This window comes from Xylanibacter ruminicola Ga6B6 (genome assembly GCF_000687715.1).
GTDB lineage: Bacteria > Bacteroidota > Bacteroidia > Bacteroidales > Bacteroidaceae > Prevotella > Prevotella ruminicola_B.
The window spans coordinates 117,331-125,899 of record NZ_JHXD01000007.1 but is presented as its reverse complement, the minus strand read 5'-3'; the positions used below and the strand labels follow the sequence as shown (position 1 = coordinate 125,899).

Genomic DNA, 8,569 nt, shown 5'->3' with positions numbered 1-8,569 from the left:
CAGAGCAGCCTCCTTAATCACCTTGTCCTGAGTCAGAGCCGTGTACAGCTCCGGCATCATGATGTAGCGATAAGTGCCCTCATACTTGCCAATCTTCTGCAACTTTTCCTGTGCTTTAACTTTCAATGCCATAATTCTAATTTTGTTTTTGTGTTGTTGTTGAATTTTTTAATTGTTACATTTTACATTTTGCTTGTCTCAATTCCGATGTTGATTTTGCGGCCACGTGTGGGAGATTTTCTTAGTGCACGTGGGAGAATCTTTTTCCTCGCGCGGGAGCATCATCTCTATCTTCATCTCGACAATGCAAAGGTACGAAATTTTCGTCATATATTGAAAGATTAATTGTTAATCAATTGTTAAAATTTAGTAGTTTATAAAAGTGTACTCAGTACTCAGTTCTCAGTTTTAAAACAAGCCCCCCTGTTATAGGTCGTTTTGAAGTTAAATTATTAATAATATATATATTATTAATAATTTATTATTATAATAATATAATTATTTCTTTTTTATACCTTGCCTATCATTGTCCAAAAATAAAACTGAGAACTGAGTACTGAGTACACTTAGTAACTAATTTCTCTGTGTAAAATTTGGTCAAACAAAGTTTTTGTACTACCTTTGCATTTATATGGTAAAGGGTAAAGTAAAGTATAAGTCGGCATACGACGAGAATCATAATCTCGTTACATTAACTCCTGGATATAAAGTAAATGGTAAATTTACGTGCCCCAATCCAGAATGTAAATTAGAGATGATCCCTAAACAGGGAGATTTTAATTCTTGGCATTTTGCACATAAAGGAAAGGAATGCGATTATGATCGCTATCTTCATACTATAGCTGAATTAAGAATTCAAGAATGGTATAATAAGGCTGATAAGGTGAATAGCGATTGTGATAAACTCTGGCTATCGCAGCCCGCAGTTAAATCGTAAGGTTGGCGGGGCGCCCACCAGTAATCACTTAACAGGCTGTGCAGTAGATATCCGTACTAATGGTATGGAACAGGCCATAGAATATGCAGCTATATTGATAGCCTACGCCAATGAATCAGCAGCAGGATTATGACGAACTGCTGATAGAAAAGCGCTCGGCTTTGCCGCTTGGCTCGTCCAAGAACCGCTATGGTGCCATCTGGTTGCACTTTGCAGTGCGACCTAAAGAAAACAGACGCAAGGTGTCGTTTATACAAGCGTAGTATAAATGATATAAGCAGTTATTGCTTATAGGCGGCGAGTTTGTTGAGGCAGTACTGGCGGAAATCGGACCAGTGGTAGTAGGGGGCGCAGTCGGTGGAGATGGGGAGGGTGGCCTCGACCTCGTTGAGCAGTACTTTTACGAGCACATCCTTATCCTTGGGATTGCTGCGGTAGAAGATGAACTGCAGGTTGCTGGCCATCGGGAACACACTGCTGCACCACCAGCCATGGCCCTCGAGCTCGTCGAGGTTGTCGGTAGAGAAATCAAACCCGTTAACACCTATGAGACATACCAATGGGAGCAGTACGGTTTCGTGACCGAAACGCAACTGTGCACCTGGATCGGGGAGTTTGATGCAGCTGTCGGCATCGGCAATCATCTTCTTAAGCAGGTGGCGCTGCGTGTAAGGCTGGTTGCCACCGTTAAGTTTGCATGCGCCATGCTGCAGGTACCAGTAGGCATTGTCGACCTGCCACATGCGATACAGATCGTTGGTATTAAAAAGACCTATCAGGTGGGTGTTGCGATTAAAGTTGGTGTTGAGCTGGAAGAGTCCCATCTTCATGAGATAATAGCTGAAGTCCTCTTGGTTTACAAACTCTTCGGCGATATCGGGATTCTTGAATATCAGCTCCATCAGTCGGGTGTTACCCATGCGGGTGGTGGTATAGGCATCTAAGGCTTTCTGAGCCTCAGGGGTCATATAGCTCTTACGTAATTTCTTGTCCTGATAATTCATATACCACTGGGTGCGCTTTGAGGCTTGCATGGTGATGTGCAACTGTGGGCATACCTGCAGCATCTCCATCGCTGCCGAGCCCATCGACTCGATGCAACGGGGCACAACGGTGCTGATACAGGTAACGTTGGCGCCTGGATGGAACACTTCGGGGAAGCGTTCGGCCATGCGGCGGCCTATCTTCTGCATCTGCTGTTTGCCATAGCCGGTAAGTTCGCCCCAGCGACCTTCGGTGTTGCGCATGATATTGTTCATGTGTTGCAGAACCTGCTGGCCTGTAGGTGTAAGCTCGTCGAGGCTGTCGGCATGCAGCATCATGTAGTAGGGGGTGTCGAATCCACTGCGATTGCTGATGTAGCGCGAACCATGGCGACCATAGTGCGAAATATAGAACGGCTTTTTGCCAGCGGGGGCTGGTGTGAGCTTGGCGGTGATGCTGTCGGGGTACACATCGTAATTACATGATGCGTATGATGGGCGCTGCTTAATCAGGTCGATAACACTCTGGGCCACGGAAAGCTTACAGCTGCCTACGGCCAGTATCAACAGGAGCGTGTATTTAATTTTGGTGTTCATGAAATGTTATCTTTTTTTGTGGCTGAATCGACGGTTCTCGTAGCGATAGATCTTGCGCAGATAGTAGCGCTTAACATCCTTCCAGTGGTAGTAGGGGGCGCAATCGGTTTTGATGGGCAGGCGTGCCTCTTCGCCGTTGAGCAGTACTTTTACCAGCACATCGGGATCGTCGTGATTGGCGCGATAGTGAATCATGATAATGCTACCGCCTAAGGGGGCGATGCGGTAGTTGGCCCAGCCATAGGCTTCGAGCGAGTCGAGATTGTCGGTATGCAAACCGTAGTCATTGAGCTCCATGAGGCAGGCCATCGACATGATAACCTGCTCGTTGGTGTAACGCAAGTGCATCAGGGGGCTATAACGTTTAAGCACGCTGTCGCCCATGTGCATCATATTACGCAGGGTTGAGCGCTGCAGGTAGGCCTGATAGCCACCGTTAAGGGTGCAACCGCCGTAGTTGATGTAGTGCCAGGCGTTTTGCTTGCGCCAGTGCTGGTGGATCTCATTTTGTGTGAAAATGTCCCACAGCGTAACTTTATTCTTTACGTTGGCATGCTGCACGTTACCTGCCAGAATAAACAACTGGCGGGCCAGCTTGGGTACATCGATGCTTGAAACCACGTAGAAGGGATCGTTAAAGAGCGACTGCATCAGGCGGTTGTCGCTCGAGTTGAGCGATACAAAGCGATTGTAATGCAGCAGGGTGAGCGAATCGGTACGCTGCGAGGTAAGTATCTTATCTTCGGGACACATAAACCTGTTTTCCTGTAGCGATGCCTTACTGCGGGCAATGATGGGGTGGTGCATGGCTGAGAGTTGCAGCAGACCCTCCTGCATGGTCATAATGCAGCGGTTCTCAACAATACTGCGCACGCTGTAGTAGCCATCGGGGGTGAACATATCGGGGTAACGCTCAACCAGTTGCTTTACCATGTCGCGCGACTGCTGGGCGCCGATAGGGGTGAGCTCGCCATCGCGATCCTGCGCATCCTGGCATAATAACTTGATACGACGGAACACATCCTTACCCAGCTTGGTAAGCTTGCCTAAACTGTCGGCCTTTGCAAAGGTGGCGTAGGTATCGGTATAGTACTCTTTTTTATCGAGATAATACGAACCCGGGCAGCCGTAGTGGTTAATGTAGAATGGCCTTTTACCGGCGGGCGCTGGTGTATCCTTAGGCATCTTGCCTATGGGGAGGGCATAGAACATACCTGCCGCACGGTTAGGGTCGGCCTGCAAATCCTTTGCCACCGATTGTGCCTTAACGCCTGCAAAAGCTGCTGTTAAGGTGATGAATATTATTAATAGACGTTTCATTGCTTAGGGCTTTTTATAGAACTTCGGCTGCAAAATTACTGATTTTTTGGCAATATACCAAACTGCACACTAAAAAAGTACGTAACTTTGCAACTATTTTCGTACCTTTGTCGGCGTATGGAAAAGAATAAGGTATATAAGGATTTGTTTGTAGACTTTGACGACACGCTCTACGACACTCATGGCAATTCGGAGATTGCCATACGCGAAACGTTTGAGTATTACCAGCTGGGACGCTATTTTGCTGACCCTCAGGTGTTTTACGATGCTTACTGGGAGGCGAATATCGACCTTTGGGGGCGTTACTCGAAGGGCGAGATTACACGCGACTACCTGATAATGGAGCGATTCCGCCGACCACTGAGTGTGGGGATGGGCGATGCTGCTACCGAGGCGTACTGCTTGGAGATGAGCGATAAGTTCCTGGCGTACTGCAGCAACAAGCCTGGCACGGTAAAGGGTGCACACGAGTTGATGCAATACCTGCGCGAAAAGGGATACCGCATGCACATGACGAGCAACGGATTCCATGAGGTGCAGTACAAAAAACTGGCTGCCTGCGGCTTGCGCCAGTATTTTGATACGATTGTGCTGAGCGAGGATGCTGGGGTAAACAAACCTGCTGCAGGTTATTTTGAGTATGCCTTTAAGCAGACGGGAGCTAAGCCAGAAACAACGCTGATGATTGGCGACAACCTTCAAACCGACATTAAGGGCGCGATGGCCGTGGGCATAGATGCGCTGTTGTTTAACCGTTGGGGATACGACATAAAAAGTGGAGACCCTGAGGCCCCCACTTACACGGTATCTGATTTACTTGATATCAAACAGATTATTTAAAGATTACTTGGCGTAAGCCACAGAACGTGTTTCGCGGATAACGGTAATCTTTACCTGACCAGGATAGGTCATTTCGTTCTGAATCTTTGTGGCAATGTCGGCGCTGAGGGCTTCGCTCTCGGCGTCGTTCATCTTATCGGCACCTACAATCACACGGAGCTCGCGACCAGCCTGGATGGCGTAGGTCTTGGTAACACCGGGATAGCTCATGGCGATGGCCTCAAGGTCGTTCAAACGCTTGATGTAAGCCTCTACAATCTCGCGACGTGCACCTGGACGGGCACCTGAGATAGCATCGCACACCTGAACGATAGGAGCCAACAGTGTCTGCATCTCCATCTCGTCGTGGTGAGCACCGATGGCATTGCAGATATCGGGCTTCTCCTTGAACTTCTCGGCAATCTTGGCACCGTAGATAGCGTGTGGCAACTCGCTCTCCTCGTCGGGCACCTTACCGATATCGTGCAGCAATCCGGCACGCTTTGCCTTCTTAGGATTCAAGCCAAGCTCGCTGGCCATAACGGCACACAGGTTGGCAGTTTCGCGTGCGTGCTGCAGCAGATTCTGTCCGTATGATGAACGGTACTTCATCTTACCGATGATGCGGATGAGCTCGGGGTGGAGACCATGTACACCCAGGTCGATAGCGGTGCGCTTACCAGTCTCGATAATCTCGTTGTCGAGCTGCTTCTTAACCTTGGCAACCACCTCCTCGATACGTGCGGGGTGGATACGGCCATCGCTAACAAGCTGGTGGAGTGCCAGACGGCAAACCTCACGGCGAACAGGATCGAAACCAGAGATAACGATTGCCTCAGGAGTATCGTCGACAACGATTTCAACACCTGCGGCGGCCTCGAGTGCGCGGATGTTACGACCCTCGCGACCGATGATGCGACCCTTCACCTCGTCGTTCTCGATGTGGAACACGCTTACCGAGTTCTCGATAGCGGTTTCGGTAGCTACACGCTGAATGGTCTGGATAACTATCTTCTTGGCCTGTGCGTTAGCGTTCAGCTTGGCCTCGTCCATAATCTCGTTGATGTAGCTGGCAGCGGCAGTCTTAGCCTCGTCCTTCATCGACTCAACCAGACGGTTCTTAGCCTCTTCGGCGCTGAGGCCTGATACCTCCTCGAGCTTCTCGCGCTCCTTGAGCTGCATCTTCTCGAGCTCCTCGGCCTTTACAGAGAGCAGCTTCTTCTCGTTCTCGATGCGCTGCTGCTGATTGTCGAGTTCGTTCTTACGGCGGCCCAGTTCTTCCTGGCGCTGGTTGAGCGAAATCTCGCGCTGCTTCAGTTTGTTCTCACTCTGCTGGATGTGCTGGTTGCGCTGCTGCACCTCCTTTTCCAGCTCGCTCTTCTTATTGATGAATTTTTCCTTCACCTCGAGCAGTTTTTTCTCTTTGATGACATCGGCCTGCTTGGTGGCAGTGTCGATCATTTCGTTGTATTTCCCCTTCAGAACGTAGCGGAATACAAGGTATCCGCAGACTCCTCCTAATGCGAGGGCGCCTGCAGCGATCAGTAGTACAATAATGATATCCATATAAAATCTATGTTAATAAAATGATATTCTCACTTAAGTGCCTCCTCTATTTCAGAAGTCAACTTAGTGAGAATACTATTGTAGGGATCAGTGTCGTGGTTGCCGCGCTCACGCTCGTACATCAGGGCGATATCAATCAGCGTCATGAGCGCTATGGTATGCTCGCCCTTCTTACCCTTATAAGCCTGCGAATAGGCGTTATAACGGTCGGTAATGAGTTTGGCTGCCTTACGATAGAATTCCTCGTCGGAACGCTTGATGGTTACTTCGATTTCTTCGTCGTAGACGTGCAACCTGATATGTAGTTTCTCGTTATTCACTTCTGTCATTGTGGGCACCTTTTATTTATTGTTCGTCGCTCAGAATGGCTATACACTGGTTAACCGTTTTTATCATCTTGGTGACGCGGGCTTTCGCGCCTTCAAGATCACCGTCGGTAATCTGCATCATCTTAGCCATCTTCAGTGAATTGTAATCATTCTGTGCCTGAGTAAGTTTGGCCTGCAGGTCGGCTATGTCCTGCTTACCCTTTTCGATTTGTGCCAGAAGATCCTCGTTCTCCTTCTTCAACTGCTTGAAGTGGAGAATCATCTGTCTTACACGCGTCTCGAACGCCAATATCGTTTGCTCGTTTGCACTCATGATATAACTATTTGGTGTACAAAGTTATATAATTTATCTTTTAAAGTATAGCGTATCAGCTATCTTTTAAGATATTTTAAGCTTTTTACTTCTCGTCCTGTGCAGGCTTGGGTTCTTTCTTAGCCAGCATCACCACCTTGAACACAAAGTCGGTTACCCACTTCTGTGAGAAACCTAAGCGACGATTGTACTCGCGAACGGCTACCACGCTCTTTAATACGGCGGGGTCGGTAAAGTCGTTCTTGGTAAAGATGTCGTTCACGGTCTTCTCGGTCATGGTGTAGAGTGCCTTCTTCATGAATCCAGGCAGGCGGAGCTTAAACTTCATGAGGTTGCCGGTAAGCATCATGATGTCCTGGGTAAAGCCCTGGAACTGCAGCAGATAGGTCTGTGCATCCTGCACCTTCTTGCAACGCTTGCGCAGGCTTGAGTCGATCTCCTTGAAGAAATCATCTTCCATGCCGTACATCTCCTTGAGCATCTTTTTACAACGTGTGCGCTCGCCAACACCTAACTTATTATTAACCGTAGCTACCTTAAGTGTGGTTTTAAACACACGCAGGTCGGGCAGTGCAGCGAGGTTGGTAATTCCCAAGTCGGCTGCCATGGCTGCCTGGAAATATACGCGAATCAGCGTCATGAAATCCTCCATGCCGCCAACCTTCTGTTCGCTGTTATTGCCAAATAATTTATTCCAAAATCCCATAAAAATCTATTTATAATTACAAATCGACTGCAAAGATAGTGAAAATTTGGCAAATTCTTGTAATTCGTGGCAAAAAAATCTTATCTTTGCACCAAAATTATAAAATATCAACGTATGAAAGGAATTGTTTTAGCAGGTGGTTCAGGTACACGCCTTTACCCCATTACTAAGGGCATCAGTAAGCAGCTGATACCTATTTTCGACAAACCGATGATTTATTACCCCATCTCGGCTCTCATGTTGGCAGGTATCCGCGAGATTCTGATTATCTCGACTCCACACGACCTGCCAGGTTTTAAGCGCTTGTTGGGCGACGGATCGGATTACGGTGTGCGTTTTGAGTATGCCGAGCAGCCATCACCCGATGGACTGGCACAGGCTTTTATCATAGGCGAAGAGTTTATTGGCGACGACAGTGCCTGCTTGGTGCTGGGCGATAACATCTTCTACGGTTCGGGCTTTACAGGCTTGCTGAAGGAGAGTGTTGAGAATGCAGAGAAGCGCGGACTGGCCACTGTGTTCGGCTACTACGTGAACGACCCCGAACGCTACGGTGTAGCTGAGTTTGATGCTGAGGGTAACTGCTTGAGCATCGAGGAGAAGCCAGAGCACCCCAAGTCGAACTACGCTGTGGTAGGTCTTTATTTCTACCCCAACAGCGTGGTAGAGATTGCCAAGCATATCAAGCCGTCGGCACGTGGCGAGCTGGAGATTACCACCGTTAACCAGGAGTATCTGGCACAGAAGAAACTGAAGGTGCAGACTTTGCAGCGTGGCTTTGCCTGGTTGGATACAGGTACACACGACTCGCTTTCGGAGGCTTCGACCTTTATTGAAGTCATCGAGAAACGTCAGGGCCTGAAGGTGGCCTGCTTAGAGGAGATTGCCTTTAAGCGTGGTTGGATAAGCAAGGAGAAACTTGAGGAAGTGGCAAAACCGATGGCCAAGAACGATTACGGAAAGTATCTGTTAAGCTTAGTAAAATAAAAAAAGAAATCC

11 protein-coding genes and 1 pseudogene are annotated in these 8,569 nt (G+C 48.3%); 5 read left to right on the top strand and 7 right to left on the bottom strand.

Annotation, left to right across the window (positions count from 1 at the left end):
• Positions 1 to 132 (bottom strand): annotated as a pseudogene (locus T500_RS15325) (DNA-binding protein); the annotation flags it as partial.
• Between the two features lie 499 nt (positions 133 to 631).
• Here T500_RS15325 and T500_RS17140 point away from each other — a divergent pair.
• From T500_RS17140 to T500_RS17290, 3 genes are read left to right on the top strand one after another with little or no spacing between them, the layout of a single operon-like run.
• Positions 632 to 937 carry a hypothetical protein gene (locus T500_RS17140; protein WP_028907435.1) on the top strand — a complete coding sequence of 102 codons (306 nt, stop codon included), beginning with the start codon at positions 632 to 634 and terminating at the stop codon, positions 935 to 937.
• Positions 897 to 1,070 carry a D-Ala-D-Ala carboxypeptidase family metallohydrolase gene (locus T500_RS17490; protein ID WP_410543880.1) on the top strand — a complete coding sequence of 58 codons (174 nt, stop codon included), beginning with the start codon at positions 897 to 899 and terminating at the stop codon, positions 1,068 to 1,070. Before T500_RS17140 ends, T500_RS17490 begins: the two co-directional genes overlap by 41 nt.
• Positions 1,048 to 1,200 carry a hypothetical protein gene (locus tag T500_RS17290; protein ID WP_230580863.1) on the top strand — a complete coding sequence of 51 codons (153 nt, stop codon included), beginning with the start codon at positions 1,048 to 1,050 and terminating at the stop codon, positions 1,198 to 1,200. The genes T500_RS17490 and T500_RS17290 overlap by 23 nt, the downstream gene beginning before the upstream one ends.
• An 18-nt stretch (positions 1,201 to 1,218) precedes the next feature.
• On the opposite strand, the gene T500_RS0106455 is transcribed toward T500_RS17290, so the two are convergent.
• Positions 1,219 to 2,517, bottom strand: coding sequence for a histidine-type phosphatase (locus tag T500_RS0106455; protein ID WP_051611920.1), 1,299 nt, complete (start codon positions 2,515 to 2,517; stop codon positions 1,219 to 1,221).
• Positions 2,518 to 2,523: 6 nt separating this feature from the next.
• On the bottom strand, positions 2,524 to 3,837 hold the full coding sequence (locus tag T500_RS0106450; RefSeq protein WP_028907433.1) for a hypothetical protein: 1,314 nt from the start codon (positions 3,835 to 3,837) through the stop codon (positions 2,524 to 2,526).
• Between the two features lie 117 nt (positions 3,838 to 3,954).
• On the opposite strand from T500_RS0106450, the gene T500_RS0106445 reads away from it, so the two are divergent.
• Positions 3,955 to 4,677 (top strand): YjjG family noncanonical pyrimidine nucleotidase, encoded by a 723-nt coding sequence (locus T500_RS0106445; RefSeq protein ID WP_028907432.1) that lies wholly within the window; start codon positions 3,955 to 3,957, stop codon positions 4,675 to 4,677.
• Between the two features lie 3 nt (positions 4,678 to 4,680).
• Here T500_RS0106445 and rny read toward each other — a convergent pair whose 3' ends face one another.
• The 4 genes from rny to T500_RS0106425 form a co-directional block, all read right to left on the bottom strand.
• Positions 4,681 to 6,222 carry a ribonuclease Y gene (rny, locus tag T500_RS0106440; protein ID WP_013065465.1) on the bottom strand — a complete coding sequence of 514 codons (1,542 nt, stop codon included), beginning with the start codon at positions 6,220 to 6,222 and terminating at the stop codon, positions 4,681 to 4,683.
• Positions 6,223 to 6,251: 29 nt separating this feature from the next.
• Positions 6,252 to 6,551: a cell division protein ZapA gene (locus T500_RS0106435; RefSeq protein WP_013063326.1), complete on the bottom strand. Its 300-nt coding sequence runs from the start codon at positions 6,549 to 6,551 to the stop codon at positions 6,252 to 6,254.
• Positions 6,552 to 6,567: 16 nt separating this feature from the next.
• A complete protein-coding gene (locus tag T500_RS0106430) occupies positions 6,568 to 6,864 on the bottom strand; it encodes a hypothetical protein (protein WP_013063458.1) in 297 nt (98 codons plus the stop codon).
• 85 nt (positions 6,865 to 6,949) lie between these two features.
• Positions 6,950 to 7,570 carry a hypothetical protein gene (locus T500_RS0106425; protein WP_028907430.1) on the bottom strand — a complete coding sequence of 207 codons (621 nt, stop codon included), beginning with the start codon at positions 7,568 to 7,570 and terminating at the stop codon, positions 6,950 to 6,952.
• Positions 7,571 to 7,684: 114 nt separating this feature from the next.
• On the opposite strand from T500_RS0106425, the gene rfbA reads away from it, so the two are divergent.
• A complete protein-coding gene (gene rfbA / locus T500_RS0106420; RefSeq protein ID WP_028907429.1) occupies positions 7,685 to 8,557 on the top strand; it encodes a glucose-1-phosphate thymidylyltransferase RfbA in 873 nt (290 codons plus the stop codon).
• The last annotated feature ends 12 nt before the right edge of the window (positions 8,558 to 8,569 follow it).